Here is an 18,405-nt window from a genome sequence, read left to right as displayed (position 1 = left end):
GATGGCCACGAAGGCGTCCAGCCCTCCGCCTGCTGGAGGGTGGTCGGCACTGTGGCGGCTGGGAACAGGACACCGGCGCCGCATCACCCTGTTGTCCGCTGCGTCGTTCGGGGCGGCCATGGTCGAAGCGGGCTTCCTCGTCCTGGTCACCGGACTGCTCCTGGCACTCACGAGTGGTCGCGACGTCATAGGTCCCGTGGGTGGACGCGAACTGTCCATCGACCTCGCGCTGATCGCTGCCGGGGTCGGTCTCGTGCTGCGATTCGTTCTGAACATGGTGGCCCTGCGCCAGTCCGCCGCGCTGAGTGCCCTCGTTCGGACGGGACTGCGTCGTCGCCTCTCACACGCCTACCTGGGGGCCGCGTGGTCGGTGCACAACTCAGAACCCTCGGGTCGGCTGCAAGAGCTCCTGACTTCGTTCATCGGACGGGTCCTCGTGGCGGTCGCGGGAGCCATCCAGGGGCTGACGGCCGCTCTCGGAGTCGTGGCCTTCTTGGGAGCCGGGCTGGCCATTCAACCCCTCGCGACCCTCGCCGTGCTGGCCTTCCTCGCCGTCCTCGCGGCGCTGCTCGGCCCGCTGCGAGCTGCCATTCATCGGGCGGCGCTGCGGTCCGGTGCCGCAGACCTCGACTTCGCGACCTCCGTCTCCGAGCTGGGTGGCCTCGGCCGGGAGATGCAGGTGTTCGGTGCACGACGCGCATTTCTTGAGCGTGTCGACCGTCTGACCGACGTGGCCAGTGAGCGCCAGCGCAAGGTGCAGGTGCTCTACGGCTCGCTCTCCCCCACCTACACCCTCTTCGCCTACGGCGCGATCCTCGTGGCCATCACCGGCCTCAGCTTCGTGGATGCGCGCGACCTCACGACCGTCGGCGCCGTCACACTGCTGATGCTGCGATCGCTCACCTACGGTCAACAGTTGGTGTCGGTGCACGGCTCGGTGGTGTCCTCCCTTCCCGCTCTGTCCGAGGTCGAGGACACCGCCCGCCGCTACGAGGCACTTCCAGCAGCGGGGGGCACCGCACGTCCTGACGCGGTCCTCCCCCTCGTCATGGACTCTGCGACTTTCTCCTACGACGGGCACCGCCCGACTCTCGAGGACGTCGACCTCATCCTGGATCGGGGCGAGGTCCTCGGAATCATCGGTCCGTCCGGCGCAGGGAAGTCGACGATGGCCCAGCTCCTGCTCGGCCTGCGCGAGCCGGAGTCCGGAACGCTCACCGTCGGCGGTGTCCCGCTGTCCGACGTTGACCGCGACTGGTGGACCCGGCACGTGTCGTTCGTTCCTCAGGACCCGGTGCTCTTCACCGGCACAGTGGCCGAGAACATCCGCTTCTTCCGCGAGGGCATCGACGACTCGGCCCTGCAGCGGGCGGCAACGCAGGCGAACGTCCTTGCCGACATCAGCGCGCTCGCGTCGGGATTCGACACCCATCTGGGTGAGCGCGGCAGTAGCCTCTCGGGGGGCCAGCGACAGCGTCTGTCGATCGCCCGCGCCCTCGCGGGCTCCCCCTCACTCCTGATCCTTGACGAGCCGACGTCAGCCCTCGACGGGCACAGCGAGCAACTCATCCGCGACACCATCGTCGCCCTTCGCGGACAGGTGACGGTGGTCATCATCGCCCACCGCATGTCCACCATCGACATGTGCGACCGCATCATGGTGATTGAGGGTGGCCGCGTCACTGCTCTGGACACCCCTGACGCCCTCAGGTCGACGAGTTCCTTCTATCGACGCGCGTTGTCGACTGCTGGACTCGGCGGAGGGGTCTAGTCAGACGAAGCTGAGTCCGATCGGCGACGCACGACATAGACAAAGGTCTCGCCGACGAAGACCGCCCCGCGCGGACCATGGGTCGATGGCAGGGAGGGCCCTGCTTGGATCCGCACGGGTTTCTCTGGCCCCCGAGTGGCGAAGCCGAGCCGCAACCACGCGGTCCCCCGAAGATGGCGTCGCACCTGACGGGCCATCTCGAGCGGTCGTCGGGATCGCGCCTCCGGTCGGGTCGTCGTGGCCTCGCTCAGAATGAGGCCGTTGCGTTCTGCCAGCTCGGCGATGCCGCTGGGAAATGCCAACATGATGTGATCGGCGTTCTCCCAGCAATCCCCACGCTGGCCCGCCGCCACGCGGTGGGGCGCCCAGGGGTTGGGCGTGGTGATGATGAGTTCCCCGTCGGGCCCGAGCAGGTCGCGAGCAGCGGTGAACAACATGTCGAGAGCCGGGACATGCTCGATGAGTTCCCCAGCGACAATGACGTCGAACCGTCCGGCGTCGGCCAATGGCCCCGGACCCTGCGTGAGGTCGTGGGTCACCACCTCATAGCCAGCCTCGACCATGCGCGCCACCCCCTCGGGCAACACGTCCACCCCGAGGCAGGAAGACGCCGCAGCGGCCACCCTGCCGTGCAGCCACTGGGGTGACTTCATCCGCTCGACGTCGTGGGCCACACACCCGATGTCGAGGACGCGCCGGCCCGTGCAGCGGTCCACGATGAACTCTGCGCGATCAGCGATCGGTTCGCGCCAAGCTGCCCGCAGAGTCCGGGCGCGACCTGCCAGGGCTCGAACGTCGTTGGGATCGTCCGACGCGTCGGACCAGCGCCCGGGGATGGGCCGATCTTCGGCCAAGGCCTGCGAGATCCTCTGTGACGCAACGTTCTTCATGATCCTCCAGACGCCCACACCTGCCTGACATACCATCAAATACGTGTCACAGACTACGGGGGGCGGAGCCATCTGGGCGGTGGTCGTGACCTTTGCCCGACCGGCAACTCTCGACTCCATGCTCTCGGCGCTCGGGCGCCAGACTCGCCGGCCCGACCACATCCTCGTCGTCGACAACGGGTCCGACGCAGAGGTGTCACGGGTGGCCGCGTTGCACGGTGCCGAGTACGCCGACAGCGGTGACAACATCGGGCCGGCTGGAGGCAACGCTCTGGGAATGTCGTTGTTGCTCCCACGTGCAGCCGCTGGGGACTGGCTCCTGTTCATCGACGACGACGACGAGCCCGCGGACGATTCGCTCCTGCAGCGTCTCGAGATCTTCGGGAAGGACGCTGCAGACTCGGACCCGCGACTGGCAGGTGTGGGAATCGGCGGAAGTCTCTACCGTCGACAGTGGGGTGTCTTCCACCGCCTCGAGGACCACGAGCTCACCGGAGCAGTTGAGCTCGACGTCCTCTTCGGCGGATCACTGCCCATGTATCGGGTCGACGTGATCCGCGAGGTGGGCGCGTTCGACGAGCAACTGTTCTGGGGCTTCGAGGAGGCAGAGTTCGGCTTGCGCCTGCGGAGCCTGGGTTATCGGTTGTGCGCACCCGGACCACTTTTCCTACAGGCTCGGCGTCGGGCTGGCACCGAAAGCGACTCGGGTGGGCCACGTCGAACCCCTCTCGACAAAGCCGCCTGGCGCCGGTACTACTCGGTGCGCAACTCCACTGTGCTGGCGCGACGTTATGGCGGACCCGCAGCCTCCACGATCGCCGGAGTCGGTGGCGCCGCCAAGGGAATGCTCGCCCTGGCGCGGGGACGTCGGCCGTTCGCCGAGATCATCCTTCCGGCCAGGGGTGCAGTAGATGCCTACCGAGGGCGTCTGGGTCGCCGCATCGACCCGGGCCTGAACTCGAAGGTGTCGGCGTGAGCCCCGAAGTCGACCGGGTCAGTGTTGTCATCCCGGTCTACAACGTCGTTGACTACCTCGAACAATGCCTCGATTCTGTCGTGGCACAGACGCATGAGTTTCTGGACGTCATCCTGATCGATGATGGCTCCACCGACGGGAGCGGCCCACTGTGCGACAACCTCGCGGCTCGCGACCCACGCTTTCGGGTCATCCACCAGGCCAACCACGGGCTCAGCCATGCCCGCAACGTCGGGATCGCTGCGGCCACGGGGACGTTCGTCACCTTCCTCGACTCGGACGACTGGTGGGATCCCACCTTCGTCGCCACACTCGTGCGGGCCATCGACGCTCGTCCTGAAGCGGGTGCGGCGATGTGCTCGTTCATCCGGGTCCCGGGCAAGGCATACGATCCGGGAATCGAGCGGACGCGACTCCTCACCCCCGCCGAGGCCATCACCGAGTTCGCGGGCGCGTACCACTCCCTCTTCGTCATCTCGTGCGCCAAGCTCTTTCGGCGTGATCTGCTGCCCCCCGACCTTTTCCCAGTGGGGCGACTGGCCGAAGACGCCTTCACCACCCATCGGCTGCTCATGAAGGCCCCAGTCGTCCAGGTCCCCCAGCCCCTCTACCTGTACCGGCAACGGCCCCACTCCATCACGTCACAGACCTTCACCGTGGCTCGGCAGCTCGATGAGGTCGAGGGCAGTGAGCGTCAGGTCCAGGACTTCGCCGATGCCGGGCTGTTGCGCGCCGCCGGGTGGTCGGCGGACCAGGCCTTCAGGAAGCGCGCCAGACTCATCGCGGCCATGAAGTCCATGAGGACGCCGGGAGCCGAGGAGCAGTACGCCGCCTTGGCTCGGCAGTCGCGGTCGTCGAGGGTGATGCCACGACATCCGGTTTTCCGGGTCCTCGCCACGCTGGCCGGCCTGAGCCCACGGCTGGCAGTCGCGGTCTTCGGGGCCTTTGCATCCGCATCGCTTCGGACCCGGGCCACATCGCGATCGACACAGCGCATCGCGCTCACCTTCGACGATGGTCCAGCGTCAGACACTCCGGCGCTCGTGCAGTTCCTCCTCGATCAATCAGCCCAGGCCACCTTCTTCCTCCGGGGCGACAGGAGTGAGGAGTGCCCCGACGTCGTTCGGCTCCTGCACGCGTCCCCCGGCATGGAGATCGGCACCCATTCCCACACCCACCCGGATCTCCACCTCCTCCACGCCGATGACATCCGTGCTGAGCTCCGTCGCAGCAACGAGGTCATCGCCTCGATCACCGGGACCGTACCTGCGGTCTTTCGGCCGCCCATGGGTCATCGCAACCGCCTGATCGACTCGATTGCCGGTGAGCTCGGTCAATCCGTGATCCTGTGGTCGGTGAACTCCATGGACTTCAAGGACCCCGCGTCGGCCACCACCAAGGTCCTCGCCGACGCCCAGGACGGGGACATCGTCCTCCTCCACGACACGTCCACGCAGACCATGGCCACGATCAGCAGCCTCGTTCCCGCCCTCCGCAGCCGAGGTTTCGAGTTCGTGACGGTGAGCGCCCTGCTCGATCGCGTGTCGCCGGGAACGGTGTACACGGGAGCCAATTCCCGACGCATCCGGCTCCGACGCTGGGTCCATCTGCAGCGGCTCCGGATCGCTCGACGCACGAGGCTGCTTCGGGCCCGCAGCTGACCTGGCAACTGCGAGACAGGCTCTCTCCCCCTTGATCCTTTCGGTTCGCGGCGCGGCGCGACCTGGCGGTCTACTCTCCAGTGGTGAGAATCTTGTCGTCACGGCCTCGCCAGATCGCTGGACGCGTCGGTGGCCGTACGGCCACCGCCGCGCGAGCGGCGTACTACGCCACGGGGTTTCGCCTCCCGTTCCCTGGCAAGGAGGCGTTCGAGGACCGCCTGCACCGATGGGAGTCGACCGCCGGACGAGGAGACGTGCCGCAGGACGAGTCACGGTGGAACGAGCAGTATGACCGTGGGCGGTGGGTCTTCCTCTCGGGCATCGAGGAGATGGCGCACTATGCCGTGATTGTCGGCTATGCCTCCTTCCTCAAGCCGCACTCCGCCGTCCTCGATGTCGGGTGTGGTGCCGGAGTGCTGCACGAGCGGTTTGCCGCTGTCGGCTATGCGCGCTACACCGGAATCGACATCTCCGAGGTCGCCATCAGCTCGCTGCAAGGTTCCGCCCCCTCCAACGCGACTTTCGTCGCGGCAGACGCTGCGACGTTCACGCCGCCGAGCACGTACGACGTCATCGTCTTCAACGAGTCCATCACGTACTTCACCGATCCGATCGGGGTGTTCGCGCGCTATCAGAACTTCCTGTCGCCGGGGGGCATCGTCGTCGTCTCGTGCCACATCCAGTCGGCCCGCGCCCACGCCATCCTCCGCCAGCTCGAACGCGACCACCACGTTCTCGACGTGACGGTCGTCAGGCAGGGCAAGACTTCCTGGCGATGCGTGGCATTCGCAGGAGAAGCCATCTGAACCACGTGTTTTGTCGCGAAGATGGCGCGAGGTGGTTCGCGGCTACCGCCGGCGGAGCTGTGGGAGAAGGGTCGCCTTCAATCGACGTGCGAGCCCGAAGATCGACACGAACCCCCGTGGCGAGACCGCTGAGATCGCCAAAGCCGTCTTGTAGGCCAATGACAGGTCTGTTGATTGACGCACGTCCCCCATCGCGCCACGTAACAGCTCCCGGTAGGCCTGATCAAAGTCGTCTTCGCGCGTCGATTCTCGATCAGCCTGTCCCTCCAGCGACTTGGCCGCGTGGAGGACATATCCCACAACCAGTCGCTGCGCGGAGGCCGAGCTCGACCCGTGACGCCTTCGGGCATCCGCGATGTTCAGAGCCAGGACGCGGAGCAAATCTGTCTTGACGACCCGTTGGTGTCCACCTTCGGTGCTGTCCGCATGGCGCCTGTACCCATATCCGATCGCATCAGTCTCGGCCACGAGTGTCGCGGCGGCGAAGAGCGCGGGAAGGACGCCGAGATCCTCGAAGGGCAAGCCGCTGCGATAGCGCACGCTGTCGAACACGTGCGCGCGCATGAGCTTGCCGCACGAGGAAAAGCCGACACCCGTGGTCACGATCCTCTGCAGCATGGCATCGGGTGCGCAGGTCACCACCGACGTGGGTGCCCGGTACAGGGGCTGTCCACCGTCCGGGTACTGGCTCAGGCCGGAAACGACCAGATCAGCCCCGGTCGCCCGAGCGGCGGAAAGGAGGTCGGCGACGTAGCGCGCATGGACCACGTCGTCCGCGTCGACGAAGGTGACGTAGTCCCCCGCCAACATCTCCAGACCCGCATTCCGCGCCGAGGCCGCCCCCGCATGAGGACTGCGGATCACCTCGACACGAGCGTCACGCGACGACCACGCCGTCGCGATGTCCGCACTGGCATCGGGGGAACCATCGTCCACGACAATGACTTGCAGAGCCGTATGAGTCTGGCGGAGGACACTGCCCAGGCACTCGTCGACATAGGCCTCCGCGAGGTACATCGGGACGATGATCGTCACGAGGGTGTCGGGCTGATGGCCCTGCCCGTCACCAGTCGGCGTCATGTGCAATGTCATGAAGTCGTGCCCGGAACCGACTCGGCTCGAGCAGGGAGAGATCGCGCGTCCCAGGTGGTGCCGCTGAGGCCAGAACGGAATCCCAGCAAATCTCTTGGGGTGAGGACACCAAAGTCACGCCGGGTTGTTGTGCCGCCGGGTTGCTGAAGACGCCCACGGCGCGGGTCACCACGGCCTGCGAGTAGCGGAGGGCGTCCGCTGTGCTCCAACCGAATCCTTCACTGAGGGATAGTGAGAAGTAGGCGGCGCATCGTTCGTACAGATACCGCAACTGCTCTGGGGATGCGTCTGTCACATGGACGATTCGATCGTGAAGCAGTAGTTCTTCCGGAATCTCGAACCGCACCGTCGCCTCGCTGTGACACCACACGATCGGCAAGGGTGCCTCATCAGCAGCACGTGCGAGGTCAGACAATCCCTTGATCGGGTCGTAGGGGTTGAAGACCGTCAGGAGGAACTCATCTGGGATGTCCTGGCTGGGTGCCTCGGCCCGGGGGGCCAGGTCGAAAACGGGCGGAGGGAGGAGGGTGGACTTCATGCCTGGTGGGACGAAGCGAGTGTTGTCCGGTGCCTGCATGGCGATGGCCGTGAAATGTGCCCGCATGGCTGCGGGCACGACGTTCCCGGACGGAATGACAAGCCGCACTGGCGCTCGAACGGCCGAAGCCAGGTTGGCACCCGCCATGGTTTGGATGTAGACGTCATAGCGACGCGTGAGCATCCTCCGGATCGGGTTTGCCACCAACTGCAGCACCCGTCCCTTCACTCCGGCCTGGTGCCCCGCGCCGTACCACATGACTGACTCACTGGTCGCGACCCGGGTGGCCGAAGGTACCCGTGACCACGGACCATCCAGGTGCTCGCGGACCACCACCTGCACCTCTTCGACCTCCAACGCACGCACCATCGAGTACAACGCGCGTTCTGCGCCTCCGGCACCGCCGAGCCAACCGGCGCTGATGAGGACCCTCACAGTTGGGCCCCGACAACGAATCGTCCGATTCCTTGCCATCTGACCGGGAATCGAGGCGGGTGTGCCACCGTGATCCGCACTCCTGGATCAGTCCCCATTGCTCCGCCGCCCACTCCATACCCGCAGGATGTCAGTGAGGTCGTCGAGCTTCTGGGCATGGCCTGAGTCTGCCGCCCAGTTCGATCCGTTGATGAGGTGCAGCCAGAGGTCGTCGAGCACGGTGACCGCCTCAGTCTGAAAGGCCAGCGGTGTCGAGGTCTTGACGTAGGAGCGTGATGGATCCTTGGCGTGGAAGTCATTGATGGTCATGGCGCGAAGGGCATCGAGGTCCATCTTTGGGTAGATCGACGTACAGTTTCCAGCGCCTGTGTCGCCGTAGTGACGTCCCAACCACCGCGGCTGGAAGTCGTAGGTGCCCTGGGAGAGAAACTTCCGCGTGAAGAACATCAACCCTGGCCAATAGAACCGGTGTTCGCCAGCGCGCTGGAAGTGCCCGTAGGAGCTCTGCTCCTGCAAAACTTCTGCGTAGGAGCAAGGCGCGAATGGGAAGATGTCGTGATCCAGGAAGCCGAAGTATTCGGACTGGGACCGTCTCAGGACGTTGGTCGTCGCCCAGTTCAGCGCCAGTCCGTGCGACTGGGACCCGGTGGTGGCATGCGATGGCGGGAGCGAGACATACTCAGCGCCAGCGTCCTCGCACAGAGCGCGTATTTCGCGCCTGGCATCCTTGAGCGTGGAGTTGTCAACGACCACGTGGACGAACGAGTCGCTGAAGTTCTCCTGCAAGGCATCTGCCTGACGGGCGATCAACGCAGGGGTGTTGAACGCCACGGTGACGAGGGTCGCACGAACCTGAGCCGACCTGGCCGCGATGCGTTCCAGAGTGGGCAGATCACGTCCCGCCCGCTCGTAGCGACGACTCTGGGCAAGATGTGCTCGATAGACGAGGTGTTGACGGGCCGCCCACACGCGAAGCCGGAGCGCGCTGGGCTCCCGGACCACATCGTGTTTGGTGGCAGTCTGCCGTTCGATCACGTCGTCATCCTCGCAGGCGAGCGCGCGGGCGTGGACGAGGGCCTCAACAGGTCGTGCGTCCTACCAGAAACTCACAGACGCAGGTCAGACTCAGACTTGTCGAGGATGTACTTGAGGTCGTAGAGCACGTGCCCGTTCGGGTCGCCGAAGGCGCGGATCTGCTGGGCGCCCATCTCGACGAACTCCTTGTGGGCGACCGCGATGACAACGGCGGCATACGAACCGGCCTCGGGGCTCTGCACCAAGTCGATGCCGTAGTGGATGTTGGCCTCCTCGGGGCGCGCCCACGGGTCGTGGACGTCGACGGCGATGTCGTACTCGGCGAGTTCCTTGAGGATGTCGACCACGTGCGAGTTGCGCAGGTCGGGGGTGTTCTCCTTGAAGGTGAGTCCGAGGACGAGCACCCGCGCACCGCGGACCGGGATGTTCTCCTTCGTCATGCGCTTCACGAGCTGTGAGGCGACGTAGGAACCCATCTGGTCGTTGAGTCGACGCCCGGCCAGGATGATCTCCGGGTGGTAGCCGACCGCCTGCGCCTTGTGGGTGAGGTAGTAGGGGTCGACGCCGATGCAGTGCCCACCAACGAGGCCGGGACGGAAGCCGAGGAAGTTCCACTTGGACCCGGCCGCCAGCAGCACCTCCTCGGTGTCGATGTCGAGGCGGTTGAAGAGGATGGCGAGCTCGTTGATGAGCGCGATGTTGACGTCGCGCTGCGTGTTCTCGATGACCTTGGCGGCCTCGGCCACGCGGATCGACGAGGCGCGGTGGGTGCCTGCCGTGATGATCGAGCCATAGAGCGCGTCGACGAAGTCGGCGGCCTCGGGCGTCGACCCGGAGGTCACCTTGACGATCGTCGGGAGTCGGTGCTCCTTGTCGCCGGGGTTGATCCGCTCGGGGCTGTAGCCGACGAAGAAGTCGACGTTGACGAGGAGGCCGGACAGGTCCTCGAGGATCGGCACGCACTTCTCCTCGGTCGCTCCGGGGTAGACCGTGGACTCGTAGATCACGACGTCGCCGGGCAGCAGGACCCTGGCGATCGTCTCGGTCGCGGAGAGCACCGGCGAGAGGTCCGGCTGTTTCGCCGCGTCGATCGGCGTCGGCGTCGTGACGATGAAGACGTTGCAGCTCGCGATGTCGGCGGGGTCCTCGGTGAATCGCAGTCCGGTCGCTGAGGCGAGCTCCTCGTCGCTGACCTCGAGCGTGAAGTCGGTGCCCGTGGTCAGCTCCTTGACGCGGCCTCCGTTGATGTCGAAGCCGACGACGTCCATGGTCTTGCCGAACTCGACGGCGAGCGGGAGACCGACATAGCCCAGGCCGATGACGGCGAGTCGAACCCCACCGGGCAGGGCCGGAAAAGCCGGGGCGAACGAGGCTGCGAGCTTGGCGAATGTTGTCATCGAGACCCCCTCCCAGAGGCGTTGTGGTGATCGGGTGCTGCTGCTGCGGCGTGGAGCCGAGAGAAGTCGACGTTGTCGAGGTGGTCGACGTGCCCGGCGAGCACATCGGATGGTTGGACGTGAGGGACGGACACTTGCGTGATGAGGGGGTGCCCTGTCGGGCTCCCCTGCTCGGCGGTGCTGAGCAGCACCTCGTGGAGCTTCTCTCCGCCACGCAGACCGGTGAACGTGACCTGCACGTCCTTTCCGGACTCCTCGATGAGGCGGCGAGCGACGTCGATGATGCGCACCGGCTCGCCCATGTCGAGGACGAGGACGTCTCCGGGGTGGCCGATCGCGGAGGCCTGGAGCACGAGCTCGCACGCCTCGGGGATGGTCATGAAGAAGCGGCTGACCTCAGGGTCGGTGACGGTGACGGGGCCACCGCGTTCGATCTGGGCGCGGAAGGTGTCGAGGACCGACCCGCGGGACCCGAGCACGTTGCCGAAGCGCACCGAGAGGAAGCGCAGTCCGGACTCCGCGGCATACCAGGCAGTGAGTCGCTCAGCGACCCGCTTCGTCTGTCCGAGAACGCTGGTCGCGTCAGCGGCCTTGTCGGTCGAGATGTTGACGAAGTGCTGGACGCCGTTGGTGGCAGCGCACTCGAGAACGTTGAGGGTGCCGAGGACGTTGGTCTTCCAGCCCTCTTCGGGGAAGCGCTCCAGCATCGGCAGGTGCTTGAGAGCGGCGGCGTGGAAGACGACCTCGGGGGCAAGCCGGCTGAAGACCGAACAGACTGCGTCCTTGTCGCGGATGTCGCAGAGAACCGTGTCGTCGGTGTCGAGGAGCCCGTTGCCGTCGATGGAGAGCTGGGCTGCGTGCAGGGCCGACTCGTCGCGGTCAAGGAGGATGAGCTTGGCGGGATCGAGCTGGCGCACCTGGCGTGCGAGCTCGGACCCGATGGAACCGCCCGCCCCGGTGACGAGCACGACCTTGCCGGTGATGTGTTCGGCGATGGCGGAGAGGTCGGTCTCGATCGGGCGACGGCCGAGCAGGTCGGCAACGTTGAAGGCGCGCAGAGTGTCGAGCTCGAGGCGACCAGAGATCATCTCGCGCAGCGGCGGGACGACGACGAGCTCGAGGCCAGCCTCCGTGCAGTGGTCAGACACCTTCTGGATGAGTTGAGAGCTGGCCTGGCTGACAGCGAGCACGACGACCTGGGCTCCGGTCACCCGGGCGGCGCCCACGAGGTCACTCCCCTGCCCCAGCATGCGATAGCCCCGCACGCGCAGGAACCGCAGCTTGGGGTCGTCGTCGATGAACCCGACGATCGCGTAGGGCGAGTCGGGCGAGCTGTCGACCAGGCCTGCGAGCTGGTGTCCGGCGTCGCCGGCACCGTAGATGAGGGCCGGGACACCCGACGTCTCGCCGCTGCGGCGGTGGTCACGGGTCCGGGACATGCGGAAGACCCAGCGTCCTGCGGCCATGAAGAGGAACGCCAGAGCCGGCATGACAAAGGCGATGCCGCGGGAGAACAGCGGTGCCGCGATGTAGAAGGTGGCACCGAGGCCCACGCTGATCGCGATCACGAGCTGTCCGAGCGAGGTCACCTCATCGAAGCTGCCGACCTTGGAGCGGCCCAGGTAGAGGTGGGTCCAGAACCCACCGATGACCTGGAGCGCGATCGCCGCGACGACGTAGGCCCCGACGATGACCCACACCCGCTCACTGAGCGAGAACTCGTGCCGAACCAGCAGGAATCCCAGGAGGGCGAGCAGCCACGAGCCGGCATCCCAGCCGATCATGACCGATCGCCTTGCGAAGATCTGCGACCTCGACATCCTGCACCCCTGAAACGCTGTCTTTTCGCCAATAACATGACGACGCGAACGACGCTAGGGCGGTGCCAGCAACGGCGAGCGACGAACTTTGAGAAGTCCGCCCAAGGTGCAGAAATCGTGGCCACACTGACTAGTCACAACTAGTCCGAACTGACCAGTAACCTCACTGAACGACCTGTCCGGCGATGACGGTGGCATCCACGACCATCGCTCGCAGGTGCGCCGCGACCTCGGCTCCGGACTCCCCCGCAGCCCGGGGATCGGACTCGACGATGGCGAAGTCCGCCAAGCTGCCGACACCGACCGTCGGTGCTCCGTCCACGCTGGCCGCGAGCGCCTGGGCAACGGTGATCGTCTCGGCGGCATTCCACTCCTCGCGCTCGTCCCCGCTGCGGTGGACCGCCGCGGCCATCGCCTCCCACGGGTCGAGCGGCGCGACGGGAGCATCGGAGCCGAGCGCGAGCGTGACGCCGGCGTCAAGCATGGACCGCAACGCGAAGCAGCGGTCCGCCCGATCGGGCCAGCACTGGTGGGTGACATCTCGGTCATCGAGCAGGTGCGCCGGCTGCACGCTGGCAGTGACACCAAGAGCGGCCATCCGCTGGACGTCAACTGCTGCGACGAGCTGGGCGTGCTCGATCGTTCCGCGAGCGCCTGTGTGTGAGAACGCATCCAGCGCGATTCCCACGGCTGCGTCACCGATCGCATGCACCGCAACCTCGAGCCCGTTGCGGGTCGCCACGTCGAGGAGCTCGCCAAGTTCCTCGGGTGAGTTGTTCGCGCGCCCACGCGGAAACTCGAGGACGTCGTCGCCGACGTAGGGGTCGTAGCAGAACGCCGTACGCGTGTTGAGGGACCCGTCGCTGATGATCTTGAGCGGCCCCATCGTGATGAGCCCGGCCCGATCGAGAACGTCACCACTGCGACGGCCGGCGGCGATCGTGTCGGCCAGCCCAGCGGCATACGTCGCGGTGCGCACCCGGACCACAGCGAGACCCGAGTTGGAACGCTCGGCCCAGTCGGTGGCGTTGTCGGCCCACTCAAATTCGCGCACGCCGACGACGCCGCGGCGCACGGCCGCGTCAAGAACCTTGGCGTATGCCGTCCGCCTGCCTTCCGCGGTCATCGTCGCCTCGTCGAGACGGGCGAAGACGGGGAACCACTCGTTCTCCTCGACGACACCCTCGCGGGGCGGGACGTCGAGCAGGCGCAGGGCCGCGGAGTTGAGCCAGCCGTGGTGGGCATCGCCGCTGATGAGGACGACGGGGATGTCGCCGCTCACGGCGTCGAGCTCGGCAACGGTCGGCTGGCGATCCCAGGCGGCCGCGCGGTGGCCGAACCCCTGGATCACCGCGTCCGGCGCTCCGCCACGGCGAGCACCAACCTCGGCACCGACGAGGCGGACGGCGTCCTCTGGACTCGTCGTGGACGAGAGGTCGAGCCGACTCGCTGTCGCGGCCCACTGCCCGAGGTGGACGTGCTGGTCCCACAGTCCGGGGATGACCCAGCGACCCTCGGCGTCGAGCACCTCGTCGTCGCTCGTCGCCCTCAGATGGGGTGCGACCTCGACGACCCGGTCGCCGATGATGCGCAGGTCGACCTCGCCCTCGGGGGCCGGGCCGTCACCGATGCGAACGATCCGCACGCGGCGGAGTACCAACGACGTCATCGCGGAAGCGTAGGGCCTCTTGACATGTGACCTTTCGGTCACATAATGGATCCGTGAACACCGAGCAGTCCGTCTTCCGGGCACTCGCCGACCCGACCCGGCGAGCCATCCTCGACGCCCTGTTCGAGAGCGACGGGCAGACCATGGGTCAGCTCGTCGCGCTCTTCCCCGACGTCACCCGCTTCGCGGTGATGAAACACCTCACCGTCCTCGAGGGCGCCGATCTTGTCGCGACCCACAAGGTCGGCCGCGAGAAGCGGCACCACCTCAACCCCGTACCCATCGCGCAGATCGCGGATCGCTGGGTCAGCAAGTACGCGCAACCCTTCACCCGCACCCTCCTCGACCTCAAGGCTGCCGCCGAGGCCGCCACCGGCAGCGCTGCGGGGACGGCTGCGGGGAGCACCGAAGACAAGGACCAGCCATGAGCACCGACCACGTCTACCAGCTCTACATCCGCGCCGAGATCGATGACGCGTGGCGCGCCCTCACCGACCCCGAGTCCACGCGTCAGTACTTCCACGCCACGCACTGGATCTCCCCGCCCGTCCTGGGCAAGGCGTTCCAGACCCGGGCCTGACCCACCTTCGACTCACCCATGGTGCGCTCGAGCAGAGTCCACTCACGTCCGAGGACGTGCGCGACGGCTGGGTCTTCATCCTCGACTCCCTCAAGACGCTGCTCGAGACGGGATCTCCGCTCCCCCACCCTCCCTCATGCCCTGGGCAGGGTGAGGATCTCCGCTCCGTCGTGGGTGACGGCGATCGTGTGCTCGCTGTGCGCGGTGCGGGATCCGGTCGCGCTGCGCAGCGTCCAGCCATCGGCATCGGTGACGAGCTCGTCCGTGTCGGCCATGACCCACGGTTCGATCGCCAACAGGAGGCCGGGTCGCAGTCGATAGCCACGGCCCGGTCGTCCCGAATTCGAGATGTGCGGGTCCTGGTGCATCGTCGACCCGACTCCGTGCCCACCGAACTGCGTGTTGACCCGAAAGCCTGCCTCGGTGAGGACCTGGCCGATCGCGTGGGAAAGGTCGCCCACGCGCGCATCGGGTCCGGCGGCGTCGATCCCTGCCTGGAGCGCCCGCTCGGTGGCGTCGATCATGGCGAGGTCCTCCGCCGCGGGGGCGTCCCCCACGACGAAGCTGATCGCGGAGTCCGCCACGACCCCACGCAGGGAGACCGCGAGATCGAGCGACAGCAGGTCACCGCCGGCGAGTGCGTAGTCGTGCGGGAGTCCGTGAAGGACAGCGTCATTGACCGAGGTGCAGATGTAGTGACCGAACGGCCCACGCCCGAAGGACGGCTCGTAGTCCACGTAGCAGGACTGCGCTCCGGCCTCGAGCATCATCGTCCTGGCCCACTGATCGATGTCGAGCAGGTTGGTGCCGACGGTGGCGCGGGCCCTGAGCGCTTGGAGGATGTCGGCCACGAGGGCGCCGGTGCCTCTGGCTCGCTCGAGCTCGGTCGCGTTCAGGATCTCGATCATGCGGTGCCTCCCGGCTGACATACCCCTGTTTCGGCTCTTGGTCAGCGTGCCATCCGGCGCCGGCGAGAGCGATGCCGGGGCTCCTGTCCCGGACGGAGTGGCCCGGCAGGGCCCCGACGGGGGTCGGATAGACCCATTGCTTTGGCACAGACCGCACTTCTAGGCTCGAGTGGGCCGATCGTGCGAAGGTCGTCCGGTCCGCCCGAGGAGAGATCATGATTGGCGACCACACCCCTGTCACCACCCTCGGCGTCTCGGACCTCCAACGCGCCCGGGACTTCTACGAGGGCACCCTGGGGTTCGCCCCCGGGACCGAGATGATGGACCAAGGCATCACCTACCAGTCAGGTTCTGGCGCCTTCTTCGTCTACATGTCGGGTTTCGCCGGCACGAACAAGGCCACCGCCATGATGTTCGAGGTCCCCGGCGACGCCTTCGACGCCGAGATCGCGACCCTGCGCGAGAAGGGCGTGACGTTCCAGACCTTCGACCTGGAGGGCACGGAGTGGGACGACGGCGTCGCGAGCATGGGCGAGGGAGACAGCGTGTTCCGCAGCGTCTGGTTCGCGGACCCCGACGGCAACATCCTCAACCTCGGCTCCGGCATGAGCTGACCCGGCCACAAGACGTGGGTAGGCCGCCCGCCCAGGTGGGCGCGGGTCCCACGCTCTGCGTGGGCCGGCATACCGAATCCGTTGCGGCACAGGGCCGCTCAGGCCTCAGAGGTTGATCATGTGGCCGACGATTCCGTGGACCGACTCCTTGACGGCCTCGGACAGGGTCGGGTGCGCGAAGACGTTGCGGGCAACCTCGTCGGCGGTGAGGTCCCACTTCTGCGCGAGGTTGAGCACGGGGAGCAGCTCGGTGACATCGGGGCCGATCATGTGCGCACCGAGGATCTCGTTGTGCTTGGCGTCGGCGACGATCTTGACGAAGCCGACAGCGTCGCCGAGCCCCATCGCCTTGCCGTTGGCGCTGAACGGGAAGGTCGCCGTCTTGACGTCGTAGCCCTTCTCCTTGGCCTGCGCCTCCGAGTAGCCGAACGAGCCGATCTGCGGGTGGCAGTAGGTCGCACGCGGGATGAAGTCGTACTCGATCGGCATGGTCTCGGCGCCCGCGATGGTCTCGGCTGCGACGATCCCCTGGGCCTCGGCGACGTGCGCGAGCATCAACTTGGCGGTGCAGTCACCGATGGCGTAGACGTTCTCGACGTTGGTGCGGCAGAAGACGTCGATCTCGATGGCGCCGCGGTCGGTGAGCTTCACGCCGGCGGCCTCGAGCCCATAACCCTCGGTGCGCGGCGCGAAGCCGATGGCCGAGAGGAACTTGTCGGCCTCGAGCACTTGGGAGTCGCCACCAGCGGCCGGCGAGACCGTGACCTTGACGCCGGATCCGGTGTCCTCGACACCATCGACCTTGGTCGACAGCAGGACCTTGACCCCGAGCTTCTTGTAGTGCTTGAACAGCTCCTTGGACACGTCGGCGTCCTCGGTGGGCACCATGCGGTCGAGGAACTCGACGATCGTGACGTCGACGCCGAAGTTCTTCATGACGTAGGCGAACTCGACCCCGATGGCACCCGAGCCGGCAATGATCATGGAGCCGGGCAGGTTCTCGTCGAGGATCTGCTCCTCGTAGGTCACAACGTTCTGCGAGACCTCCACGCCGGGCAGCATCCGGGTGACGGCGCCGGCCGCGATGATGAGCTTGTCGAACGTGATGGCACGCTTCTCGCCCGAGTTGAGCGCGACGTCCATCGAGGTCGGGCTGGTGAGCGTGCCCCAGCCGTCGATCTCCTCGATCTTGTTCTTCTTCATGAGGAAGTGGACGCCCTTGACGATGCCGGCCGACACCGTGCGCGAGCGCTTGTGGGTCGGGCCGTAGGACATCGTCGCGTCACCCTCGATGCCGTACTTCGCCTTGTCGTGCTGGAGTGTGTGCGCCAGCTCGGCGTTCTTGATCAGCGCCTTGGACGGGATGCACCCGACGTTGAGGCAGACACCGCCCCAGTACTTGGACTCCACGACAGCGGCCTTGAGACCCAGCTGCGAGGCGCGGATCGCCGCGACGTACCCGCCGGGTCCGGCACCGAGGACGACAACATCGAAATCAGCCATGCGCAAAGACTAGTTGTATGCCGTCCGCCCCCGTCGCGCTCCCCTACCTCTCGACCAAGGAGCGCGTCTTCAGGTCGGAGATGCAGGCGATGACCTCGAAGTCCACGTCGCGGTGAACAAGGGTCGCCCCGGTCCGGATCGCCACGGCGGCGATCAGGCAGTCATTGAGCTTGCGGACTGTTCGACCGCTCTGACGAGCCGCACGGTGGAGAGCAGCCGCAGCTGGGAAGTCAAGGGCAGGGACGATCCTGACAAGAGTCAGGCTGTCAACGAGCTGGGCGACCTTCGCCAGGGCGAGCTCGTCCGCCGGCCCGGCAAGCAGCTCCATCCCGACGGGTTCGGTGGTCGAGATCGTCGATGGGTCGGCGATCAGGCGCGCTTCGACGTAGCGACAGGCAGTCGATTCGGTCCCCCGGAGGAACTCGATCCAGACGGAGGTGTCGAAGAGCTCGTTCACTGATGAGCAGTCTCGGTTCGCGGCTCATCCTGAACATCCGCACCTCGCATCTCGTCAAGGTCACCGTCCCACCCGATGCCTTTGAGGCTCCACGCAAAGTCTGGCGTGATCGACGAACCCGCGGCCTTGCGCAGCGCAAGGTCAACCGCTTCCCGCTTCGAGGACAGGGCGTACTTCCGGATCACCTGAGCAACCAGGTCGTCGTCAATCTCAATGTTCGTACGCGTCATACACCAAAGATACACCCTGATGG

The 18,405-nt window shown here is 66.4% G+C and carries 18 protein-coding genes; 7 read left to right on the top strand and 11 right to left on the bottom strand.

Annotated features, from left to right (window positions below):
• The first annotated feature begins 1 nt into the window (after nt 1).
• Nucleotides 2–1,771: an ABC transporter ATP-binding protein gene (locus ACFQRE_RS15040; RefSeq protein WP_380123769.1), complete on the top strand. Its 1,770-nt coding sequence runs from the start codon at nt 2–4 to the stop codon at nt 1,769–1,771.
• On the opposite strand, the gene ACFQRE_RS15035 is transcribed toward ACFQRE_RS15040, so the two are convergent.
• Nucleotides 1,768–2,661: a class I SAM-dependent methyltransferase gene (locus tag ACFQRE_RS15035; protein WP_380123767.1), complete on the bottom strand. Its 894-nt coding sequence runs from the start codon at nt 2,659–2,661 to the stop codon at nt 1,768–1,770. The two genes, ACFQRE_RS15040 and ACFQRE_RS15035, sit on opposite strands and share 4 nt — an antisense overlap.
• A gap of 43 nt (nt 2,662–2,704) precedes the next feature.
• On the opposite strand from ACFQRE_RS15035, the gene ACFQRE_RS15030 reads away from it, so the two are divergent.
• The 3 genes from ACFQRE_RS15030 to ACFQRE_RS15020 all read left to right on the top strand — a co-directional run bounded on the left by ACFQRE_RS15030 (nt 2,705) and on the right by ACFQRE_RS15020 (nt 6,104).
• On the top strand, nt 2,705–3,637 hold the full coding sequence (locus ACFQRE_RS15030) for a glycosyltransferase family 2 protein (protein ID WP_380123765.1): 933 nt from the start codon (nt 2,705–2,707) through the stop codon (nt 3,635–3,637).
• The gene (locus ACFQRE_RS15025; protein WP_380123762.1) at nt 3,634–5,298 is read left to right on the top strand and encodes a glycosyltransferase; all 1,665 of its coding nucleotides are present in this window, start codon (nt 3,634–3,636) and stop codon (nt 5,296–5,298) included. The genes ACFQRE_RS15030 and ACFQRE_RS15025 overlap by 4 nt, the downstream gene beginning before the upstream one ends.
• Before the next feature lie 83 nt (nt 5,299–5,381).
• The gene (locus ACFQRE_RS15020) at nt 5,382–6,104 is read left to right on the top strand and encodes a class I SAM-dependent methyltransferase (RefSeq protein WP_380123760.1); all 723 of its coding nucleotides are present in this window, start codon (nt 5,382–5,384) and stop codon (nt 6,102–6,104) included.
• A gap of 42 nt (nt 6,105–6,146) precedes the next feature.
• Here ACFQRE_RS15020 and ACFQRE_RS15015 read toward each other — a convergent pair whose 3' ends face one another.
• The 6 genes from ACFQRE_RS15015 to ACFQRE_RS14990 form a co-directional block, all read right to left on the bottom strand.
• Nucleotides 6,147–7,139: a glycosyltransferase family 2 protein gene (locus ACFQRE_RS15015; RefSeq protein WP_380123758.1), complete on the bottom strand. Its 993-nt coding sequence runs from the start codon at nt 7,137–7,139 to the stop codon at nt 6,147–6,149.
• A 28-nt stretch (nt 7,140–7,167) separates the two neighbouring features.
• Complete coding sequence (locus tag ACFQRE_RS15010; protein WP_380123756.1) at nt 7,168–8,169, bottom strand: glycosyltransferase; 1,002 nt, start codon at nt 8,167–8,169, stop codon at nt 7,168–7,170.
• An 87-nt stretch (nt 8,170–8,256) separates the two neighbouring features.
• The gene (locus tag ACFQRE_RS15005) at nt 8,257–9,000 is read right to left on the bottom strand and encodes a glycosyltransferase family A protein (protein WP_380123753.1); all 744 of its coding nucleotides are present in this window, start codon (nt 8,998–9,000) and stop codon (nt 8,257–8,259) included.
• A 275-nt stretch (nt 9,001–9,275) separates the two neighbouring features.
• Nucleotides 9,276–10,601 (bottom strand): Vi polysaccharide biosynthesis UDP-N-acetylglucosamine C-6 dehydrogenase TviB, encoded by a 1,326-nt coding sequence (gene tviB, locus ACFQRE_RS15000; protein WP_380123751.1) that lies wholly within the window; start codon nt 10,599–10,601, stop codon nt 9,276–9,278.
• Nucleotides 10,598–12,385 carry a polysaccharide biosynthesis protein gene (locus ACFQRE_RS14995; protein WP_380123748.1) on the bottom strand — a complete coding sequence of 596 codons (1,788 nt, stop codon included), beginning with the start codon at nt 12,383–12,385 and terminating at the stop codon, nt 10,598–10,600. Before ACFQRE_RS14995 ends, tviB begins: the two co-directional genes overlap by 4 nt.
• A 199-nt stretch (nt 12,386–12,584) precedes the next feature.
• Complete coding sequence (locus ACFQRE_RS14990) at nt 12,585–14,090, bottom strand: amidohydrolase (RefSeq protein ID WP_380123747.1); 1,506 nt, start codon at nt 14,088–14,090, stop codon at nt 12,585–12,587.
• A gap of 53 nt (nt 14,091–14,143) precedes the next feature.
• On the opposite strand from ACFQRE_RS14990, the gene ACFQRE_RS14985 reads away from it, so the two are divergent.
• Complete coding sequence (locus ACFQRE_RS14985) at nt 14,144–14,518, top strand: ArsR/SmtB family transcription factor (protein WP_380123746.1); 375 nt, start codon at nt 14,144–14,146, stop codon at nt 14,516–14,518.
• On the top strand, nt 14,515–14,670 hold the full coding sequence (locus ACFQRE_RS14980) for a hypothetical protein (protein WP_380123744.1): 156 nt from the start codon (nt 14,515–14,517) through the stop codon (nt 14,668–14,670). The genes ACFQRE_RS14985 and ACFQRE_RS14980 overlap by 4 nt, the downstream gene beginning before the upstream one ends.
• A gap of 134 nt (nt 14,671–14,804) precedes the next feature.
• Here ACFQRE_RS14980 and map read toward each other — a convergent pair whose 3' ends face one another.
• Nucleotides 14,805–15,578, bottom strand: a complete 774-nt coding sequence (gene map / locus ACFQRE_RS14975) for a type I methionyl aminopeptidase (protein WP_380123742.1) — start codon at nt 15,576–15,578, stop codon at nt 14,805–14,807.
• Nucleotides 15,579–15,793: 215 nt separating this feature from the next.
• Here map and ACFQRE_RS14970 point away from each other — a divergent pair, with 215 nt between their 5' ends.
• Complete coding sequence (locus ACFQRE_RS14970; RefSeq protein WP_380123740.1) at nt 15,794–16,192, top strand: VOC family protein; 399 nt, start codon at nt 15,794–15,796, stop codon at nt 16,190–16,192.
• 105 nt (nt 16,193–16,297) lie between these two features.
• On the opposite strand, the gene lpdA is transcribed toward ACFQRE_RS14970, so the two are convergent.
• From lpdA to ACFQRE_RS14955, 3 genes are read right to left on the bottom strand one after another with little or no spacing between them, the layout of a single operon-like run.
• Nucleotides 16,298–17,695 (bottom strand): dihydrolipoyl dehydrogenase, encoded by a 1,398-nt coding sequence (gene lpdA / locus ACFQRE_RS14965; RefSeq protein WP_380123737.1) that lies wholly within the window; start codon nt 17,693–17,695, stop codon nt 16,298–16,300.
• A gap of 43 nt (nt 17,696–17,738) precedes the next feature.
• The gene (gene vapC / locus ACFQRE_RS14960; RefSeq protein WP_380123734.1) at nt 17,739–18,152 is read right to left on the bottom strand and encodes a type II toxin-antitoxin system VapC family toxin; all 414 of its coding nucleotides are present in this window, start codon (nt 18,150–18,152) and stop codon (nt 17,739–17,741) included.
• A complete protein-coding gene (locus ACFQRE_RS14955; protein WP_380123731.1) occupies nt 18,149–18,382 on the bottom strand; it encodes a type II toxin-antitoxin system VapB family antitoxin in 234 nt (77 codons plus the stop codon). The genes vapC and ACFQRE_RS14955 overlap by 4 nt, the downstream gene beginning before the upstream one ends.
• Nucleotides 18,383–18,405 lie beyond the last annotated feature (23 nt).

The organism is Knoellia pratensis (genome assembly GCF_042666395.1).
GTDB lineage: Bacteria > Actinomycetota > Actinomycetes > Actinomycetales > Dermatophilaceae > Knoellia > Knoellia pratensis.
Note: the sequence above shows the minus strand (reverse complement) of the source record. Positions and strands in the feature narration are given on the sequence as shown.